Raw genomic sequence first — 16756 nt, 5'->3', positions numbered from 1 at the left:
GTCTTCGTTCTCACAGCAGGTCTACGCCGAGGTTGGCGCGCTTTTGCGCGTGCTTTGCACCAAGGAGAGACCAATGAAAATCATCATCGCAGTCGCGGCATCGCTTGCATTTGCCGGCTCCGCCTTCGCAGTGAGTTCGCTGGGGGCCGCTGAAAATCAGCCGGCTGCCAAAGCCATTGAAGCAATCGAGTTGGCGGGCGGTAGCGGGAAACCCAACACGACGCCAGGCACGGGCAGGTCCAACCTCACGCGCGGCAAAACCTCGTACTTTGGTTGACGCAAACGAAGGGCGGCACCAGCCGCCCTCTCGCCATGAACGTGGCGGCCGACCGCACAGGCGAAAGTCCTCGTTTGGTCGCGCATCGGGCTATTATGCTGTTTGGTGAATGTGGACACCGGAGATTTCAGCTTGCCTTAATTCCGGCGGCGGGCGACGGTCTGATGAAACCTATTCCTTAAACTGGCATCCAGAACCCATGAACGACAAAATTCTCGATACCCTGACCGGCATGTACTTCACCGTCGACGATCCCGATGGCACCTATGGCACCGGTCAGATCATCCGGCTTGCCGCCGAGGGGATCTACTTCATTCGCTACGACGGCAACGAGGTGGAATTGCCGATGGAGCTCGTTTCGATCGGCGAAATGCTGCAGACCACCGAAGAAGACTACAAGCTCTGGCGGTTCTTCGACACGACCGAGGAACGGGACAAGTGGATCGAGTGGCTGGACGCCCCCTCGAAGCCGCGCGTCGTCTCGCTGGTGCGGCCGACGCCTGCTCCGACGAAATAGGGCATCGTTGGAAGGTGACCGGGGCGGCTTTGCCGCGCCGGATTGGGCTTGGCGCGGTGGCTGCCGCGCCTCCCTCAAGGCTGGATCGAGGAAGGCTTTTCCTTAAGCCGTTCCATGAACCGACCATAGTCCGGCCGGAACAGGGCATAGGCGGTGGCTGCGGCATCGAACCAGTTTCTGGTCCCGACTTCAGCGGCCACCGGAAGCCTCCTTCTCCTGACGATGGGGGCGGCCTTCAGGCGGCTCGCGAACCCTTCCCGCTCCAGCGCCGCCCCGAGCGCCTGTAGCACCGCAAGAACCGGATATCCGATTTCCAGCTCGAGGCACCGGATCGCCAGGAATGTCATCTGCCGGTGCGGCTCCAGAGTTGTCAGGAGGGCGACGCCCTTTTTCGTCAGCCGCAGGCCGGTCTTCCTGCCGTCGTCGGGGCCGCGCCGGGCAAGGAGCCCGCCCTTCAGCATCAGGCTGACCGTCTGGCTGATCGCGCCCTGGGTGAGACTGCTGTTGCTGGTGATCTCGGTGACGGTCTCGGCGCCGGCGGCAAGCGCGCGCAACAGGGGCGTATAGCGCGGCCTGTAGTCGATCTTCAGGGTTTCAGATCGCTCGGCGGCACCCCGATCGACGCGTTCGCCGACATATCGCAGGAGTTCGCCGAGGTGCCGAGGTCTGGCACTGGCAAACACCCAGGGGCTCTCCCTCACCGAAATGGCCTAACCCATTTGGATCATGACGAAATCAGCGAATGATCCTATAGGCCTAGACGGCCGTTCACCGCCCTTTGTGTTATGCTTTAAGGGAGGGAGTAGATCCATGGCACCCACACGATCCGATGTTTCCGAACGCGTAAAGGCGATCCTCGTCGAGCTGCTCGGCGTGAAGGCTTCCGAAGTGAAAGACGATGCCGAGATCGAAGAGGATCTGGGCGCCGACTCGCTCGAAGTGTCTCAATTGGCGATGTTGGTGGAGGAAGAGTTCGAGATCTATCTGACCGACGACTCTGTCGAAAAGCTCGTCACGGTCGGCGACCTGATCGACTTTGTGCTCGCGTCGAAAACGCTGAAGTGATCATCCGGCAATAAAAAAGGCCGGGGCGAAACCGCACCGACCTTCCTCATCATCGCTCTTACACCAGTGCCAGTACATCCGTGGTCAAAAGTCTAAAGCGACGCGACAGTTGCGAGCGGCGAACACATTCAGCGCTCATAAGCAAATGTCGACAGATGGGCTTATACGAAGCGATTGTGTTCGAAAGATGTCCACACGCGCTGCGCGTCGCTATTAAATAAACAGCCCTGCCAACCGCCTCGCAAGCGCGCGAGGAAGCGCGGGGCATTCCAAACACAGAAAACACCGCGCGTTCGACGGAACGCGCGGTGCTTTGGTTGAGAGGGCGAACCGACCCGGATTACTGCGGCGTCAGGTCGAAGCCGAACCACTTCTCCGACAGGCGCTTGATGGTACCATCGGCCTTGGCAGCGGCAATTGCGTCGTCGAACAGCGCCTTCAATTCGGGGTCGCTCTTGCGCAGGCCAACGGAGCTGCCGGCGCCGAGGAAGCCACCCTGGAAGCGGGGGCCGGTGATGACCATGTCGCTGTTGGCGGGCTTTTCGACGGTCGTCTTCAGGTAGCCCATGGACGCCATGACGAAATCGACGCGGCCGGCGACGAGATCGAGATCGTGCTGCTCGGTCGTCTTGTATTCGCGCACCTCGACGACGTCCTTCAGATATTCGTCGATGAAGCGCGCCGCGATCGAGGCGGTCTGGACGCCGATGGTCTTGCCTTCGATCAGCGGCTTCAGCTCGTCGACCGCCTTGCGCGCGCCGGCCTCGTTTGAGGCAAGCGAGAAGAGCTCGCCCTTCATCGGCAGGGTTTCGAGATCACCGCCCTTCAGCGTCGCGAAGGCCTGGCCGGTGCTGCCGTAGGACATCGAGAAGTCGATGACTTCCTTGCGCTTCTCGGTGGCCGACATGCCGGCCATGATCGCGTCGAACTTGCCGGCGTTGAGCGCTGGGATCATGCCATCGAAGGACTGCGCGATGACGGTGCATTCGACCTTCATGTGGTCGCAGAGGATCTTGCTGAGCTCGATCTCGTAGCCGTCGAGCGTGCCGTCCGCCTTGGTCAGGTTATAGGGCGGAAAGGCACCTTCGGTGGCGATCGTCACCTTCGTCCACTTCTTGTCTTCGGCCTGCGCCGGCATGGACATCAGCCCCGCGGCAACGGCAAGCGCCGATGCCATGATTGCGGTGGTCTTTTTCATTGCAGCATTCCCCTTTTGTGGATGTTGATTGCTTTGTTTTTCGGCCCGCCGATCACGACAGGCTTCAACTCTTGATGAACTGGCGGAAGCGTTCGGACTTCGAATGGGTGAAGACCTCGTGCGGCGGCCCCTCCTCCTCGATCGTGCCCTTGTGTACGAAGACGACGCGGCTCGAGACGTCGCGGGCAAAGCCCATCTCGTGGGTGACGACCAGCATGGTGCGCCCCTCCTCCGCCAGACCGCGCATGACGCGCAGCACCTCGCCGACCAGTTCCGGGTCGAGCGCCGAGGTCGGTTCGTCGAAGAGCATCGCCTTCGGGCGCATGGCAAGCGCACGGGCGATCGCGGCGCGCTGCTGCTGGCCGCCGGAGAGATGCGAGGGATAATGGTTGCGCTTGTCGGCGATGCCGACCTTGGCAAGCAGGGCTTCGGCCTCCTCGATCGCCTCGACGCGCGGGCGCTTCAGCACATGCACCGGCGCCTCGATGACGTTTTCAAGCACGGTCTTGTGGGACCAGAGATTGAAGCTCTGAAACACCATGCCGAGTTCGGAGCGGATGCGGTCCACCTGTTTCTGGTCGGCCGGGCGGCTGCGCCCATCGTTCGATGTCTTCAGCCGGATCGCCTCGCCGGCGACCTCGATCGTGCCCGAATTCGGAACCTCCAGCATGTTGATGCAGCGAAGCAGCGTCGACTTGCCGGAGCCGGAGGATCCGAGGATGGAAATCACCTCACCCTCGCGCGCGTCGAGCGACACGCCTTTCAGCACCTCGACCGGGCCGAAACTCTTGTGAAGGTCGTGCACGCGGATCGCGACCGGTGCGGTGACGGCGGCGGACATGTTCAATGGGCTTCTCCCTTGAGTTCGGCGGAGATCGGCAATGGCGCGCGCAGCTGCGGGTTAAACCGGTGTTCGGCAAACGCAACGAGCCGGGTCAGCGCGAAGTTGATGGCGAGATAGATGAGACCGGCGACGACGAAGACCTCGATCACCCGGTAGCTCTCCGAGATCAGCTTGGCGGCGACGCCGGTGATTTCCATCAGCGTGATGATCGAGGCGAGCGAGGTCGCCTTGACCATGGAGATCATCTCGTTGCCGTAACCGGGCAATGCCTGGCGCAGCGCCTGCGGCATGACGATGCGCCGAAAGATCATGACGCGCCCCATGCCGCAGGCCCGCGCTGCCTCGACCTGGCCGTGCGGAACCGAAAGGAGGCCGCCGCGGATGATTTCGCTCGCATAGGCGGCCGTGTTCAGCATCAGCGCCAGCACGGCGCACCAGTAGGGTTCGCGCAGAAGCGGCCAGAAGATGCTGTGGCGAACGGCGGGAAACTGGCTGAGGCCGTAATAGATCAGGAAGATCTGCACGAGCAGCGGCGTTCCGCGAAACAGGAACACGTAAGTGCGGGCAAAGAGATCGAGCGCAAGAATGCCCGACAGACGGGAGAGCGCCAGCCCAAGAGCCAGCACCGAACCAAGCGCGATCGATGTCGCGGCAAGCTCCAGCGTCAGCGGCAGCGCCGTCGCCAAGCTCCAGAAGGTTTCGAGGGCAAATTTGATATCCATCAGCCCCTCCTGACGCCGCGCGAGAACCGGCGCTCGGTAACCTGAAGAACCAGGCCCGACACGGTCGAAATCGCGAGATAGATCATGGCTGCAATGAAGAAGAAGTCGAAGGGACGGCTGGTCGATCCGGCGCCGATCTGAGCCTGACGCAAGAGTTCGACGACACCCGTGACCGAGACCAGTGCTGACTCCTTCAACACCACCTGCCAGACATTGCCGAGACCGGGCAGCGCATAACGCAGCGTCAAGGGTGCAATGATGCGGCGAGACTTGAGGAGCCGGCCCATGCCGCAGGCGGTTGCCGCCTCCAACTCGCCCGGATGCACGGCGCGGAAGGCGCCGCGATAGACCTCGGTCTGCTGGGCGCCTGAGGTGATGCCGACCGCAAGCGCACCGGCGATGAAGCCGGGGAAGCTGACGAAACCCTCCGCACCGAACAATTGGCCGACGGCCGTCACCACGGCGCTGCCGCCGAAATAGAAGAGATAGATGACCAGGAGGTCGGGAATGCCGCGAAGGACCGTCGTGTAGGCCTCGGCGCAGCCACGGACGACCGGGCCGCCGGAGATCTTCGCCCAGGCGCCGAAGGTGCCGATGAGGCCGCCGATCGCAAAACCGGCAATCGCGATCAGGATCGTCATCCAGGCGCCGGCGGCAAGCGCCGGGCCCCAGCCGTCCGGCCCGAAGCTGATGATGTCGAGGAAACCGGGCTCAGTCATCGCAGCGCCTCCCTTCGCTTGTCGATCGATGACTTAACCATGGCTCACCCCGGGGATCGGCGGGTCGACATCGTCAGGAATGGGATTGACGAAGGGCGTGCCCTCGAGCCTTACGGCATGGTCGGCCTTGGCGGCGGCAATGAGCGCGGGATCGAGGATCAGCTCCACCGCCGTGCTCGCCATCACCTTGGCCGCGTGCTCCATGCCCTTGTGGGCGGCCGGCAGCTTGCCTTGCGCCACCAGCTGCCAGGAATGGCCGGGCGTGCCGATCGCGTAGGTCGCGCCGCGCATCTGCACGGTCGGCACCACCCAGCTCACCGTTCCGACATCGGTGGAGCCGACAAGCGTGCCGGCGCCGTTTTCCGGCGGAAAGATCGTGTCGCAGAGCGAAACGCCCCGTCGCAGCTTGAGCCCGAAACGCTCGAAGGCAGAGGCGATATCCTCGCCGGTAAAGGTCTCCTGGAACTTTGCCGCCGTCCGCCGATCGTCCTCGTCGAACTGCGGCGGTCCCAGATGCTCAAGCTGGCGGTGCATCAGCGCTTCGAGCGGGGTGTTTCCGACGAGGTTGGCGTCGCCGCTGACGATCTCGTCCGTGACCGTGGTGCCGGTCATCAGCGCCGCGCCCTTGGCAACGCTGCGGACACGTTCCACGAGATCGAGCAGTTCCGGCAGGCTGCGGGCGCGCACGAGATAGCGCGCCTTGGCGCGGGCCTGCACCACGTTCGGCGCGTTGCCGCCGGTGTCCGTCACCGCATAGTGGATGCGCGCCGACGATGGCATGTGTTCGCGAAGATAGTTGACGCCGACATTCATCAGTTCGAGCGCATCGAGCGCGCTGCGGCCGAGATGGGGGGCAGCCGATGCATGCGACGCCCGGCCGCTGAAGCGGAAGTCGAGCTCGTTGCAGGCAAGCGAAATGGGGTTGTTGACGCCGGCAAAGGGTGCGGGGTGCCAGGAAATCGCGATATCTACATCGTCGAACACGCCAGCGCGCACCATGAAGCCCTTGGACGAGCCGCCCTCTTCCGCCGGGCACCCGTAATAGCGCACCCGCCCCTTGATGCCGCTGGCCGCGAGGTAATCCTTGACGGCGGTCGCCGCCATCATCGCGCCGGCGCCGAGCAGATTGTGGCCGCAGCCATGGCCATTGCCGCCGTCGACCAGAGGCCGTTCCTCGGCAATGCCGGCCTCCTGGCTGAGGCCCGGCAGCGCATCGAACTCGCCGAGAATGGCAATGACCGGTCCGCCCTCGCCCGCCTCGCCCATGACCGCCGTCGGCATGCCGGCGATGCCGCGCGACACACGGAAACCTTCGGCCTCCAGCAGCGCGGCGTGTTCGGCCGACGAGGAAAACTCCTCGTAATTGGTTTCCGGCGTATCCCAGACCCGGTCGCTGAGCACGAAGAACCGTTCGCGCTTGGCTTCGAGGAGGTCCCAGACGGCATCGGCATTTTTCATCGTTTCTTGACTTCCGCAACAATAGTAACCAGAATTGGCGCCAATTTATGATAACATTTTTGGATACACAAGAGGGTCCTGAAACATTTCGAGCGATGTGCACAACGGCGAGAGGCAGGCAGGCAACGCCGCTCTCCCGCATTGAATTGTTCACGACAGCATCATAGTTTCTCCAAAAATGGAGCCAATTCCGCTGCGGCGGGCGACGCGAGGCACGCGCCGGGGACTTGGGACATGCACCAGCAACGTGCGTCAGAGGCCGGTGACAGGCGGAAAGAGAGTGTAAGGCAGGAATGAGCGACGATCTGACGGAAATGCTGGCGCCCGAGGAAAAGCCCGAGGACAAGAAGGACGTTACCGACCTCCTGCTGCACGACATCCTGACCGGGACCCTGCCGGCCGGCGCCTGGCTGAAGCAGATCGACCTGGAGCGCCGCTACGACTGCACGCGGCCGGAGGTGCGCCGGGCGCTCGACCGGCTGTCGCAGCGCAGGCTGGTGCAGCACAATCCCAACCGCGGCTACCAGGTCTATGAACTCGACGACCAGCGCACGCAGGAAATCAGCGATATCCGCGTGATTCTCGAAACCGGCGTCGCCGACCGCATGGTTGCCAATGCAACGCCCGCCACCATCGCCGAACTGCGGCAACTCGCCCGGCAGTTCGACGAGATGTCGTTTCGCGGCTCCATCATGGAGCACTATGACGCCAACCTCGCCTTCCACCGCGCGCTTCTCATGCTCTCGGGCAATTCCGAACTCGTCGACGTCGTTGCCGAAATCCGCCAGCGCACCGTATCGGCCCCGGTATCGCAATGGCGCACCCGCGCCCGCATCGAGCAATCGGCCCGCGAGCACCACCTGATGGTCGACGCGCTGGAAGCCCGGGATCTGCCCGAACTGAAACGGCTGATCGAAATCCACATCCGCCAGGCACCGATCAAGGTGTGAGCGAACCCTCGTCGCTCAAGGGCGAAAGTTATCCGCCAAAGAGGATCGTCACCGCCACCAGAACCGCGCCGATCGCAGCCATCGCAAAGGCCATCGGCCAGGGGCTTCGGCCCATGTAGCGGCCGAGGCGCGCGCCGATGACGAAGAGCATGACGAGCGCAATGGCGTTGGAGGCGCGCATGGCGAGCGCGACATTGTCCGTCAGCAGGAAGGGAATGCTTGGCGGCAACGTCGAGGCGACGACCAGCAGGAAGATCGCGACGGCTGCCTTAAGGTCGTGCGCAGTCACCACCCTGTGCCTGGGATCGGCGGAAAGGGCCCTCACCCGGACAAGCAGCGCTTCCGTTTCCTTGGGCGAAGAGACGCGGCGCACATCGTCCGGCAGGCTTTCGAGAAACAGTTCGCGGGCGCGATCGAGCCGCTCAGACCTGAGCCTGTCGAGAAAACCGCGCCGTCGCACGCGCTCCACCACCGTCGTCAGCACATACATGACGCCGTCGACGATGCCCCAGGCGATGTTGCAGCCGAGGGCGGCGACGAGCACGGCATTGACACCGCCCTCGCCGGCCGTGACCGTGCTCATGGTTCCCGTGAAGGACAGCGCCATCAAGAGGCCGAAGATGATCTCCGACAGGCGGTCGATCGGATCGAGAACGCGCGACCGTTCGCTCATGGCCGGGCACTCGACGAAAGTGGCCAGGACGACAGGAAGGCGGTGGGCAGCGACCGGGAAGAGCGCAACCGCGATATCTCCCCTTACTGGACCTGCAGATCGGCGAACGCGTCGCGCACATGGTCGGCGACCGCCAGTACAGGCGCCGGCGCATCGCTGATCACCTGCAGGCCGATATTGTAGTGGCCGAGATCCGGCAGGCCGTCGCGCTCGCCGAGTTGCACCATTTCCCCCTGGACGAGGTAACGCGGCAGCGGCGCGATCGCGAGACCGGCAAGCACGGCGGCGCGCTGCCCGGTGGTATAGGCGCTGAGGAACGCAATGCGGAACTTGCGGCCGGCGCGCGCGAGTTTCTCTACCGCATCCGCCCGCCAGACGCAGCCGTCCTCCCACATCGACACCGGCAGCGGATCCTTCAGATGCGCGCTGCCGCACTTTGCGCCGGCCCAGACCAGCTTTTCCTGCATCAGAATTTCGCCATTGCGGGGCGTTCCCTCGGTCAGGCTGTTGAAGATGGCGATATCGAGCCGGTGCTCGTCCACCTTCTTGCGCATGGCGTTGCTCATGCCGATCGACACATCGACCGTGACGTTCGGATAGGATTCGGCGAAACGCTTCAGCACCTCGGGCAGGATGCGCTCGCCAACGTCCTCAGGCGCGCCGACGCGCACGACGCCGTTCATATCCGGCAAGAGAAAGCGGGAAACCGTTTCGTTGTTGAGCGACAGCAGGCGGCGGGCAAAGCCGAGCAGCAACTCGCCCTTCGGCGTCAAGGTGACCGAGCGGGCGTCTCGCAGGAACAGCGTACAGCCGAGCATCTCTTCGAGCTTCTTGATCTGCATCGAGACAGCCGACGGCGTGCGGTAGACGGTTTCGGCGGCGGTGGTGAAGTTGCCGGTCTCGGCAATCGCGATGAAAGTCTTCAGCACGTCCATTTCGAGAAGCGGAAGCGCATGGCGCATCAGCATGTTCATGGCGTCAACCTCATTCAAAAAAACTGAAAGATAGCTTCACTTCATTTCGTTTGATTGAACATCAGCAATGGCCGATAGTCAAGCTCAAGGACGACGCAGGAAGGAGAAACGCATGTCCACCGCAGCCCTTGTTATCGCCGCTTCGAAGAGTTCCCTCCGTAACAGCCGCCTGCCGCAGGCAGTGGTAAAAAAAGAGCATAGCAGGAGCAACGACATGGTCCTCAACGCCCTCAATCAAATGATCGCCGTCCTCGACGGTGTTGCAAGGCAACGACGCGAAAAACAGATCGCGCGGAATCGGGTGGAAGCCCGGCGCGAACTCGCCAAACTGCCACAGAGAGTCCGTGACGACGTGATGTTTGCGGACCCGCTAATCAATCACCATGTTTGATGAAAGGCATCAAACATATTCGTTGGAATGATAAGTCAGGTTAGGCCATAAATACCATCATGGTCGCGACCGGCTGAGACACTCAGAAGGAGCCATGAAATGTCCAACACTCAGTTTTCATCGGCCTCGGAACGGGCATCCTCCCACTCGTCCCTTCCGGGTCTCTTCAATCTGCAGGTTCGTGCCTGGGCAGTATGGAAGCGTTATCGCCAGGAACGGGCCCTCGAGAACCTGTCCTATGACACGCTGAAGGACATCGGCTTCCCGTCGGTGGACGATGCGGTGCATAAGACCGAACAATGAATGACGGCGTGATCTGTCCCTTCTGAGGGCGTCACGATCCGGATGAATCGAAGGGCATCGCCGACAAGGCGGTGCCCTTTTCCTTTGCGTTCGAACGTGTCGTCGCGCAATCCGAAACGCAATGCGGCCTAGGTCAGCAACTCTGCGAGAAGCGACGGCCGACTGAGGAAACAGCCGGCGACAAGCCCCACGAACCCGAGCGCCAACGACCCCACGATGCCGTGGCCCAACCATCCGGCGTGGGCACCGATGGCGGTTGTCGCGACGATGACCGAAACAGTCCACAGGGCCTTCAGCAGCGAAACGGCGCGCCTCAGAGCTGTTGGCTGATTCTGCCCCACGCAAAGTACCCTTCCAAAGAGACCGCCGCATCGCATGTAATGTCGAAAGCACGCGCCGCCAATGGTGTGTGATCATCGGCCGATTTGGCTCGCACCTCTACTCGCAGTGCCGTTAATCAGGCTAGCGATCGATCCCACGAGGTCCACTTGTCTTTTACCGACACCCGCACCAGCCGTGTGAAGCGTCGCAATCGGCAAACACAACCCTGGAGAGCGCTTTGCGAATGTTGCGTATCTCTGGCAGTTCTTGTCCGATAGCGTCAACAGCGCTGTAAAAACTGCCGCTTTCCTTACAAAAGCCTGAAAGCGGGGCCGAGCCGCCTTTCACCGCGCGATGTCGCAATGCGAAATCTCTTTGCGGTCGCTGCTATCCATGCGAATGTCGCAAACAGACAAGCCGAAGAGTATCTTCCAAGCGACGAATATACCGCATCGCCAAGCATGGGAAGCCTCATGAACAAGCCACTGACCAAAAAGCGTTCTCTCGTCTTCTTCCTGGTGCCGAACTTTTCCATGCTGCCCTTTTCGGCGGCGATCGAAACGCTCCGCATCGCCAACCGCATGCTCGGCTACGAGGCCTATTCCTGGCGCCTCGCATCGTCCGACGGCGAAAAGGTCCTGTCGTCGAGCGGTATCGCGCTCGAGGTCAACTCGTCGCTTGCAGACGAGCGCAAGTTTCTCGGCGGCGAAAACCGCCCCTCGATGGTGCTGGTCTGTTCCGGCATCTATGTCGAGGACTTCAACAACAAGTCGGTCAATGCCTGGCTGCGCGAGGTCTACAATCGCGGCGTCGCCGTCGGCAGCCTCTGTACCGGCGCCCATGTGCTGGCGTCGGCCGGTCTTCTGACCGGCAAGCGCTGCGCCATCCACTGGGAAAACCTGCCGGGCTTTTCCGAAAGCTTCCCGCAGGTCGACGTCTATGCCGACCTCTACGAAATCGACAGCAACATCTACACCTGCGCCGGCGGCACCGCCTCGCTCGACATGATGCTGAACCTGATCGACCAGGATTTCGGCGAGAGCCTCGTCAACCGCGTCTGCGAACAGGCGCTGACCGATCGCGTGCGCGGGCCCCATGACCGCCAGCGCCTGCCGCTGCGCGCCCGTCTCGGCGTGCAGAACGCCAAGGTGCTGTCCATCATCGAACTGATGGAGGCAAACCTCGCCGAGCCGCTTTCGCTGCTCGAAATCGCCGAGGGCGCCGATCTCTCCCGCCGCCAGATCGAGCGCCTCTTCCGCCAGGAAATGGGCCGCTCGCCTGCACGCTACTATCTCGAAATCCGCCTCGATCGCGCAAGGCACCTCTTGATCCAGTCGTCGATGCCGGTGGTCGAAGTGGCCGTAGCCTGCGGCTTCGTCTCCGCCTCGCACTTCTCCAAGTGTTATCGCGAACTCTACAACCGCTCGCCGCAGCAGGAGCGCGCCGACCGCAAGCTGACGCTGCAGATGGCGCGATAAGCGGCAGATCAGATGGATCAGACAAGGGCGGAGCTTCTCCGCCCTTTTTCGTTGGTGACACTTTCCGCTTGTGCCGTCCTGGCGCTTGCACGCGCCGCTGTTTTGGATTGAATGGTCGGCGTTTCAGGAGAGCGAGGAGCACGCCAAACGATGGCCCCCGTGGAGATCGATCCCGCCAAGGTTCATGAATTCAAGGACTTCCAGAGCTTTTACGACTGGCTCGCCACCCACCACCAGAGCGAAACCGAAGTGTGGATCAAGACCCACAAGGTCAGCTCCGGCCTCGCCTCGGTCACGCCCAAGGAGGCGATCGACGCGGTGCTCTGCTGGGGTTGGATCGACGGCGTGCGCAAGGGGCACGACGACAGGAGTTTCCTCCAGCGCTATTCGCCGCGCGGCAAGAAGAGCATCTGGAGCCAGATCAATGTCGACAATGTCTCGCGCCTGATTGCCGAGGGCCGTATGACCGAGCACGGGCTCAAACAGGTCGATGCCGCCAAGGCCGACGGCCGCTGGGACCGCGCCTATGCCAGCGGCAAGGACATGCAGATCCCCGACGACCTGCAGGCGGCGATCGACGCTGAGCCCGAAGCCCGCGAAATGCTTGGCAAGCTCAGCGCACAGAACCGCTTCGCGCTCGCCTTCCGCACCCACAACATGAAGACCGAAGCCGGGCGCAAAAAGAAGATCGAGACCTTCGTCGAGATGCTGAAGCGCGGCGAAACGATCTATCCGCAGAAGAGCAAGTAAAGCGATTGAGGGGCACGACCGAAAGGTCGGCCTTCGTCCTGGCGGACCGGCATAGCCCGAGACCGATCCGGCACCGGCAAGGCTCGACGCCCGACGGCCGGGGGCCCAAAGCTGTTTGCACGCTCAATCTTGGCAATATCCGGCTTGATCATGCCCGGCATCGCCACCGTCACGCGCTTGGCACGTGCAGGGGCGAAAAATGAACGCCGAAGGCGACACTCGTTCTGTCGGACGCACACAAACGTCGCCTTAGCCCTTTGACTTACAGCCCGGCGTCACTGACCGGCGCGGCCGAAGCGCGCGGCACCACCTCCGACGAAGCGTAGGACCGGCGGACCAAAGCGGTTGTCACCCTCCTCGCTCGCGAGGTAGCCCAACATGACGAGGCCCAAGAGCGGCCCGACGACCGGGACGAACAGCGCAAGGTTCCACCACCCGGAACGGCCATGGTCGTGCCAGCGCTCGGTGTTGACCGTGAAGCCGAAATAGAAACTCGCGGCGATGATGAGGATGACAAGCATATGCATAAGGCTGAAGCCCGCGGCATAATTGTCGACGCCCGAAAGCGCCAACAACGCCCCGCCGGCGAACATCGCGGCTATCGCCGCAATGCAGATAACGATCTGCGCCAACCACCAGGCCTGACGTCCGATACGGCCATCAACACTCGTAAACATCTGTAAATTCACGTCGTCTCCCCCCAACAGCCAGTGCGCTTCCAAGTGCCCCCGCGCCGGCCAGCCTTGTCATCCGATAAAAGGTTCCCTCATAAACGGGTAGATGTCTTCGCGCCAAAAAGCGCCCCATGGTTGCACAGGCAGGCGGCCTTGTGCCTGGCATCTCGAGCGTCGCTGGAGGCGGGGCATGGCCCGCCTGCCGCTTCCATAACTTGCGGGTCCTGCACCCACGAGACAACCGGCTTCTAGCCGTGAAACGCCCGCTCCAGTTCGGCGATATCGAGCTTGATCATACCGAGCATCGCCTCCGTGACGCGCTTGGCGCGCGCACGGTCGGAATGGGCGACCATGTCGCCGAGCACCCTTGGCACGATCTGCCAGCACAACCCCCAGCGGTCGCGGATCCAGCCGCATTGTTCGATCTGTCCACCGTTTTCGCTGATCGCGTTCCAAATCCGGTCGATCTCCTCCTGGGTATCGCACTGGATCATGATCGAGAAGGAATGGTTGAACGGATCGAGGGGCCCGGCTTCGAGCGCCAGGAATTCCTGGTTGCCGAGCGTGAACTCGATGGTCGTCACGCTGCCGGGCGGTCCGCTCGGGCTTTCCGCCGGCAAGGTGGTGACGCGGATGATTGCCGAATTGGGAACGAGCGAAACATAGAAGTCGACGGCCTGGCGCGCCTCCTTCGCAAACCAGAGATTTGAAACGACATTGGTCATGATTTGGTCCTCCTCGTGCCGCCTGATCATGGGCGGTAACCGAAGGACGATCGACTTCGTTCCAAGCCGACAGGTGACGGATCATTATTTCCGAGGGTGGGCCTGCCGGTCTGGCCCGGCAGTTTACGAGGCCAGCGCGTCGAGCAGCGCCAACTCGGAAATCACCCGGTTCCGGCCGGCATGCTTGGCCATGTAGAGAAACTGGTCGGCGGCATGCAGGTAGTTCTCGAAGGCCTCCGAGGTCTCGATCGTGGCAAGCCCGATCGAGACGGTAATCGTCAGCTCCTCGTCGTCGGCGACGATGCGGGATTTTGCGAGTTCCAGGCGCAGCGCGTCGCAAAAGGCGAAGGCGCGCCGCACGTCGCAGCCGTTGAAGAGGATGCCGAACTCCTCGCCGCCGAGGCGGGCGAGCAGATGGTCCTCGCCAACGAGCACGGAGAGGCGCTTGGCCACATGCTTCAGCACGATGTCGCCGATCTCGTGGCCATAGGTGTCGTTGAGGCGCTTGAAATGATCGATATCAAGCACGGCGATCGCCGTCGGCTCGCCGCGCCTGAGGCACTGCTCGACCAGCCGCGGCCCCGCCACGAAGAAGTGTCGGCGGTTGTAGAGGTCGGTGAGGTAGTCGCTGGCCGCCTGCCGCTGCAGCGTCTGCAGCCGCTTCTGCACGCCGGCCGCCTGCGCAATGCGCCCATTGAACTCCGCTTCGAGGAAGGGCTTCTGAATGAAATCCGTACCGCCCGCTTCGAGGAAACGGGCGCCGGCACGCCGGTCGCCGCTGTCGGAGAGACCGATGACCGGCACCGCACCGTCGCCCCGCCGCCGTTCCACCTCGGCAAGCAGCGCTGCGCCGGACATGTCGGAGAGATCAAGGTCGGTGACGACGAGATCGACGGCCTCGCCGCTGTCGAGCACCTGCAGCGCATCGGCGGCAGATGCGACCTCGCAGACGGAAATCCGCTTGCGCCTCAAGATGCCGGCCAGTTCGCTGCGCGAGGCGGCATCGGAATCAGCAAGCAACACCGTCGTCTTGCCGTTGGTCAGCGCCCGATCAACGGCGCCAATCAAGAGATTGATCGATTCCGGCTGGTGCTTGATGACACAATCGAGCGCGCCGCGCCTGAGGATTTCCTCGCGCGTATGGTCGTTGAAGGCCGCGGTGAAGACGACGGCCGGCACCTGGTTGTCGAGGATGAATTCGAGCGCCTCGCAATTGGGCGCATCCGGCAGGTTGAGATCGAGAACGGCGAGCGAGAAGCTCTCCGGCGCCTGCTCCAGCGCTTCCTTCAGCGCCGCCAGCGAGTTGCAATGGGTAACGCGAATGCCGTGGACGGACTCAAGCCCGTACTTCAGCGCCGTCGCAAACATCCGGGAATCTTCGACAAGCAGCATGCGCTTGTCACTGTGCTTCTGCACAGAATTCACCCGGCCTGGCGTGCGGCGCAATCTCACGTCCCTGCAACCCCTCTCGAGCCACAGGCGTGCTTCCCTCAAGGGGTGACGCTGGCTCCCGAAATCTTCAACCCGGCCACTTGCCGCGCCTGGCCTTTCGGCCGGCGTGATCCGTGTGACCGGGTTCCCCGCTCCTGCTGCGGCGGATTGAAGACCGTTCGGATTGCAATTTCGTTAATACGGCAACCTGTGCGCGGCGTTTTTGGTGCACCCACCCAATAATTCTTAGGGGTTTTTACCCATCCTGCTTTGATGGTTAAGCAGGAACCCTAACTTTTTCACTGAGTGTGCGGATCTTGGTCAGCGTATCCAGGTTCTGGTTGACGCGGCAGTAGAATTCCTCGTTGACGAAGGGACGAACGACGAAGTCGTTGCCGCCGGCCTTGAGGAAGCGCGCCGACAGAAGGCGGTTGGTCGACGACGAAACACCGATGATGCGCAGCTGGTGCGGCCCGTAGGAACTGCGAATGCGCCGCGTCAGCTCGAAGCCGTCGATATCAGGCATGTTGTAGTCGGTGATGACGAGGCCGATGTCCGGATTGTTCTTGAGGAGCTCCAGCGCCATCGCGCCGTTTTCGGCCGAGCTGGTGCGGAAGTTGTAGCGCTTGAGCTGCGTCGTCAGCAGCGCGCGTGCGGTCGGACTGTCGTCGACGATCAGCACATGGTGCTTGTGGTTGGTGAGGAACCGGCAGACCGATTCTGCCAGCATGTCGACGGCAAAGACGCTGTCCTTGATGACGTAGTCGACGATCTCCTTGGCCAGAATCTTCTCGCGCGTCGATTCCTGGAACGAGCCGGTGAAGACGACCGTCGGCACGCTCATCTCGATCAGGTAGTTGAGCGCCTCGCCGTTTTCCGCCCCCGGCAGGTTGATGTTGGAGATGGCGAGCGAGGCCGGGAATGTCGCGTTTTCGACGGCGAACTGCAGATCGTCATAGTCACGGCAGACGATGACATCGATGTCGAACAGCTCTTTCAGCCGCTTCGAGACCATCGAGGAAAAGAGGTTGGAGTCCTCGGCAAGCACGATGCGGTGCTCGGCAAGGGATTCGCCGGAATAATACATTCCGGAAACGCCAAAAAATGACATTGAACGCCTATGTGAAAGAGTGTCCCCCTACAGCTCCGCGCGTTCTTCATGCCCGCCTAGTCGCTGTAACTTGCAGGCGCCATGCTAGAGGAGAAAGGCTTTCTTCGGTGTTAATAAGCGGCCGGCGAATTAACGAGACCGGCGTGCCGGCTTGAGACGTCCGGCCGCCGTGACG

At 62.3% G+C, this 16756-nt stretch carries 21 protein-coding genes; 8 read left to right on the top strand and 13 right to left on the bottom strand.

Translation table 11 applies throughout. The features are described from left to right. Positions 1-73 precede the first annotated feature (73 nt). Entirely contained in the window at positions 74-277 is a 204-nt protein-coding gene (locus ASD01_RS02820; RefSeq protein ID WP_034788163.1) for a hypothetical protein, read from the top strand. Between the two features lie 199 nt (positions 278-476). Beyond that, a complete protein-coding gene (locus ASD01_RS02815) occupies positions 477-794 on the top strand; it encodes a hypothetical protein (RefSeq protein ID WP_034788160.1) in 318 nt (105 codons plus the stop codon). A gap of 74 nt (positions 795-868) precedes the next feature. On the opposite strand, the gene ASD01_RS02810 is transcribed toward ASD01_RS02815, so the two are convergent. Further along, on the bottom strand, positions 869-1477 hold the full coding sequence (locus tag ASD01_RS02810; protein WP_063979483.1) for a helix-turn-helix domain-containing protein: 609 nt from the start codon (positions 1475-1477) through the stop codon (positions 869-871). Between the two features lie 127 nt (positions 1478-1604). Here ASD01_RS02810 and ASD01_RS02805 point away from each other — a divergent pair, with 127 nt between their 5' ends. Further along, entirely contained in the window at positions 1605-1859 is a 255-nt protein-coding gene (locus ASD01_RS02805) for an acyl carrier protein (RefSeq protein WP_034788158.1), read from the top strand. 340 nt (positions 1860-2199) lie between these two features. On the opposite strand, the gene ASD01_RS02800 is transcribed toward ASD01_RS02805, so the two are convergent. From ASD01_RS02800 to ASD01_RS02780, 5 genes are all read right to left on the bottom strand, one after another. Continuing rightward, entirely contained in the window at positions 2200-3057 is an 858-nt protein-coding gene (locus ASD01_RS02800; protein WP_034788156.1) for a transporter substrate-binding domain-containing protein, read from the bottom strand. A 64-nt stretch (positions 3058-3121) separates the two neighbouring features. Then, a complete protein-coding gene (locus ASD01_RS02795) occupies positions 3122-3898 on the bottom strand; it encodes an ABC transporter ATP-binding protein (protein ID WP_034788153.1) in 777 nt (258 codons plus the stop codon). A gap of 2 nt (positions 3899-3900) precedes the next feature. After that, entirely contained in the window at positions 3901-4623 is a 723-nt protein-coding gene (locus tag ASD01_RS02790) for an ABC transporter permease (protein WP_060528781.1), read from the bottom strand. Further along, a complete protein-coding gene (locus ASD01_RS02785; protein ID WP_034788148.1) occupies positions 4623-5342 on the bottom strand; it encodes an ABC transporter permease in 720 nt (239 codons plus the stop codon). Before ASD01_RS02785 ends, ASD01_RS02790 begins: the two co-directional genes overlap by 1 nt. 33 nt (positions 5343-5375) lie before the next feature. Further along, positions 5376-6800, bottom strand: a complete 1425-nt coding sequence (locus ASD01_RS02780; protein ID WP_060528780.1) for a M20 family metallopeptidase — start codon at positions 6798-6800, stop codon at positions 5376-5378. Positions 6801-7093: 293 nt separating this feature from the next. On the opposite strand from ASD01_RS02780, the gene ASD01_RS02775 reads away from it, so the two are divergent. Beyond that, the gene (locus ASD01_RS02775; protein WP_034788143.1) at positions 7094-7750 is read left to right on the top strand and encodes a GntR family transcriptional regulator; all 657 of its coding nucleotides are present in this window, start codon (positions 7094-7096) and stop codon (positions 7748-7750) included. A gap of 28 nt (positions 7751-7778) precedes the next feature. Here the strand turns inward: ASD01_RS02775 and ASD01_RS02770 are convergent, their stop codons facing one another. Both ASD01_RS02770 and ASD01_RS02765 read right to left on the bottom strand, forming a co-directional pair. Next, positions 7779-8423, bottom strand: a complete 645-nt coding sequence (locus tag ASD01_RS02770; protein WP_060520584.1) for a VIT1/CCC1 transporter family protein — start codon at positions 8421-8423, stop codon at positions 7779-7781. 83 nt (positions 8424-8506) lie between these two features. Continuing rightward, positions 8507-9397 carry a LysR substrate-binding domain-containing protein gene (locus tag ASD01_RS02765; RefSeq protein ID WP_034788138.1) on the bottom strand — a complete coding sequence of 297 codons (891 nt, stop codon included), beginning with the start codon at positions 9395-9397 and terminating at the stop codon, positions 8507-8509. A gap of 112 nt (positions 9398-9509) precedes the next feature. On the opposite strand from ASD01_RS02765, the gene ASD01_RS02760 reads away from it, so the two are divergent. Beyond that, entirely contained in the window at positions 9510-9788 is a 279-nt protein-coding gene (locus ASD01_RS02760; RefSeq protein ID WP_051659126.1) for a hypothetical protein, read from the top strand. Positions 9789-9887: 99 nt separating this feature from the next. Next, positions 9888-10091 carry a DUF1127 domain-containing protein gene (locus ASD01_RS02755; protein WP_034788135.1) on the top strand — a complete coding sequence of 68 codons (204 nt, stop codon included), beginning with the start codon at positions 9888-9890 and terminating at the stop codon, positions 10089-10091. Between the two features lie 128 nt (positions 10092-10219). Here the strand turns inward: ASD01_RS02755 and ASD01_RS02750 are convergent, their stop codons facing one another. Next, a complete protein-coding gene (locus ASD01_RS02750; RefSeq protein WP_034788132.1) occupies positions 10220-10432 on the bottom strand; it encodes a hypothetical protein in 213 nt (70 codons plus the stop codon). 453 nt (positions 10433-10885) lie between these two features. On the opposite strand from ASD01_RS02750, the gene ASD01_RS02745 reads away from it, so the two are divergent. Continuing rightward, the gene (locus ASD01_RS02745; protein WP_034788530.1) at positions 10886-11890 is read left to right on the top strand and encodes a GlxA family transcriptional regulator; all 1005 of its coding nucleotides are present in this window, start codon (positions 10886-10888) and stop codon (positions 11888-11890) included. A gap of 150 nt (positions 11891-12040) precedes the next feature. Further along, positions 12041-12640 (top strand): YdeI/OmpD-associated family protein, encoded by a 600-nt coding sequence (locus ASD01_RS02740; RefSeq protein ID WP_034788129.1) that lies wholly within the window; start codon positions 12041-12043, stop codon positions 12638-12640. A 275-nt stretch (positions 12641-12915) separates the two neighbouring features. Here the strand turns inward: ASD01_RS02740 and ASD01_RS02735 are convergent, their stop codons facing one another. From ASD01_RS02735 to ASD01_RS02720, 4 genes are all read right to left on the bottom strand, one after another. Beyond that, positions 12916-13362, bottom strand: a complete 447-nt coding sequence (locus tag ASD01_RS02735; protein WP_127889108.1) for a DUF805 domain-containing protein — start codon at positions 13360-13362, stop codon at positions 12916-12918. A 200-nt stretch (positions 13363-13562) separates the two neighbouring features. Continuing rightward, positions 13563-14039, bottom strand: a complete 477-nt coding sequence (locus tag ASD01_RS02730) for a VOC family protein (protein WP_034788525.1) — start codon at positions 14037-14039, stop codon at positions 13563-13565. Between the two features lie 123 nt (positions 14040-14162). After that, positions 14163-15455 carry a GGDEF domain-containing protein gene (locus ASD01_RS02725; RefSeq protein ID WP_226020692.1) on the bottom strand — a complete coding sequence of 431 codons (1293 nt, stop codon included), beginning with the start codon at positions 15453-15455 and terminating at the stop codon, positions 14163-14165. A 292-nt stretch (positions 15456-15747) separates the two neighbouring features. Continuing rightward, positions 15748-16581 (bottom strand): response regulator, encoded by an 834-nt coding sequence (locus ASD01_RS02720; RefSeq protein ID WP_034788121.1) that lies wholly within the window; start codon positions 16579-16581, stop codon positions 15748-15750. Positions 16582-16756 lie beyond the last annotated feature (175 nt).

This window comes from Ensifer sp. Root423 (assembly GCF_001426275.1).
Taxonomy (GTDB): Bacteria; Pseudomonadota; Alphaproteobacteria; order Rhizobiales; family Rhizobiaceae; genus Ensifer; species Ensifer adhaerens.
This window is presented reverse-complemented; position numbering and strand designations above follow the sequence as displayed.

What these genes read in the sequence shown, in the direction of transcription:
- ASD01_RS02820 (WP_034788163.1), top strand. Translation starts at nt 74, where the DNA reads ATGAAAATCATCATCGCAGTCGCGGCATCGCTTGCATTTGCCGGCTCC.
- ASD01_RS02815 (WP_034788160.1), top strand. Translation starts at nt 477, where the DNA reads ATGAACGACAAAATTCTCGATACCCTGACCGGCATGTACTTCACCGTC.
- ASD01_RS02805 (WP_034788158.1), top strand. Translation starts at nt 1,605, where the DNA reads ATGGCACCCACACGATCCGATGTTTCCGAACGCGTAAAGGCGATCCTC.
- ASD01_RS02800 (WP_034788156.1), bottom strand. Translation starts at nt 3,057, where the DNA reads ATGAAAAAGACCACCGCAATCATGGCATCGGCGCTTGCCGTTGCCGCG.
- ASD01_RS02795 (WP_034788153.1), bottom strand. Translation starts at nt 3,898, where the DNA reads ATGTCCGCCGCCGTCACCGCACCGGTCGCGATCCGCGTGCACGACCTT.
- ASD01_RS02790 (WP_060528781.1), bottom strand. Translation starts at nt 4,623, where the DNA reads ATGGATATCAAATTTGCCCTCGAAACCTTCTGGAGCTTGGCGACGGCG.
- ASD01_RS02785 (WP_034788148.1), bottom strand. Translation starts at nt 5,342, where the DNA reads ATGACTGAGCCCGGTTTCCTCGACATCATCAGCTTCGGGCCGGACGGC.
- ASD01_RS02780 (WP_060528780.1), bottom strand. Translation starts at nt 6,800, where the DNA reads ATGAAAAATGCCGATGCCGTCTGGGACCTCCTCGAAGCCAAGCGCGAA.
- ASD01_RS02775 (WP_034788143.1), top strand. Translation starts at nt 7,094, where the DNA reads ATGAGCGACGATCTGACGGAAATGCTGGCGCCCGAGGAAAAGCCCGAG.
- ASD01_RS02770 (WP_060520584.1), bottom strand. Translation starts at nt 8,423, where the DNA reads ATGAGCGAACGGTCGCGCGTTCTCGATCCGATCGACCGCCTGTCGGAG.
- ASD01_RS02765 (WP_034788138.1), bottom strand. Translation starts at nt 9,397, where the DNA reads ATGAACATGCTGATGCGCCATGCGCTTCCGCTTCTCGAAATGGACGTG.
- ASD01_RS02760 (WP_051659126.1), top strand. Translation starts at nt 9,510, where the DNA reads ATGTCCACCGCAGCCCTTGTTATCGCCGCTTCGAAGAGTTCCCTCCGT.
- ASD01_RS02755 (WP_034788135.1), top strand. Translation starts at nt 9,888, where the DNA reads ATGTCCAACACTCAGTTTTCATCGGCCTCGGAACGGGCATCCTCCCAC.
- ASD01_RS02745 (WP_034788530.1), top strand. Translation starts at nt 10,886, where the DNA reads ATGAACAAGCCACTGACCAAAAAGCGTTCTCTCGTCTTCTTCCTGGTG.
- ASD01_RS02740 (WP_034788129.1), top strand. Translation starts at nt 12,041, where the DNA reads ATGGCCCCCGTGGAGATCGATCCCGCCAAGGTTCATGAATTCAAGGAC.
- ASD01_RS02730 (WP_034788525.1), bottom strand. Translation starts at nt 14,039, where the DNA reads ATGACCAATGTCGTTTCAAATCTCTGGTTTGCGAAGGAGGCGCGCCAG.
- ASD01_RS02720 (WP_034788121.1), bottom strand. Translation starts at nt 16,581, where the DNA reads ATGTCATTTTTTGGCGTTTCCGGAATGTATTATTCCGGCGAATCCCTT.